We start from the raw sequence: 1,037 nt of genomic DNA, 5'->3' as shown, positions 1-1,037 counted from the left end.
ATTTTGCGACTCAAACATTTCGCATGGCTGATCGTGGCCGCCGCACCGGCGGCCGCGTTCGCGCAGACGAGCGTGACGCTGTACGGCCGGATCGACGGCGGCGTCGAATACCTGAACCACATCGCGACGCCCGGCGGCAGTTCGACGCGCTGGAGCGCGGAAGGCGGCGACTGGGGCACCAGCATGTTCGGCCTGAAGGGCTTCGAGGATCTCGGCGGCGGGATGTCGACGGTCTTCAACCTGGAAACAGCGTTCCAGGTGATGAACGGCACGACGGGCGGCGGACGCATGTGGTCGCGCCGCGCGTATGTCGGCCTGAAGAGCGACACGTGGGGCCAGCTGCAGGCCGGCCGCAACCTGTTCATCGACAGCGACGGCGTGTGGGAATTCGATCCGTTCGTGCAGCAGGCGTTTTCGTCCGCATCGCTCGTGCGCGGCCGCAACTGGCAGCAGAGCAGCAACAACATCGAATATCACAGCCCGGTGATCGGCGGCTTCGACGTGCAGGCGCAGTATGCGTTCGGCAACCAGTCGCGCGGCTTCAACTACGGCGCGGCCGACGACTTCGGCCGCTCGGACGGGATCATGATCTCGTATCACTCGCCGGTGCTCGACGTGCGCGGCCTCTACGACGAGCTGCGCGACAACAACGGCAAGTTCAGCAACATCTTCACCGCGTCGCGCGAGTATTTCGTCGGCGCGAACGTGAAGGTGTCGAAGTTCAAGATCCAGGGCGCCTATACGCACTACCAGGCGCCGGACAGCCCGGCGGGTGTCGCCGATCGCGCCGATCACTACTGGCTCGGCGCGACCTACACGGCCACGCCGCAGTGGGCGGTGACGGGCGGCGGGTATTACGTGAAGGTCGGCGACGGCGGCGGCGACGCGTCGCACGATCCGTCGGGCCACGCGATCATGTACGTGCTCGGCACGACGTACAACCTGTCGAAGCGCACGTTCCTGTACGGCACCGTCGCGTACGTGCGCAACGGCGGGAATTCGAACTTCTCGCTGCTCGCGTCGCCGCGCGATGCGAC

Annotated in this window: 1 protein-coding gene; it reads left to right on the top strand. The window is 66.1% G+C overall.

What is annotated here, in order from left to right:
• Window positions 1–3 precede the first annotated feature (3 nt).
• A partial coding sequence (locus tag NQV17_RS37745; protein WP_257776152.1) for a porin occupies window positions 4–1,037 on the top strand: 1,034 nt, incomplete at its 3' end.

This window comes from Burkholderia sp. SCN-KJ (assembly GCF_024656005.1).
Taxonomy (GTDB): Bacteria; Pseudomonadota; Gammaproteobacteria; order Burkholderiales; family Burkholderiaceae; genus Burkholderia.
The sequence above is the reverse complement of the archived record's forward strand: the minus strand, read 5'-3'. Positions and strand labels throughout refer to the sequence as shown.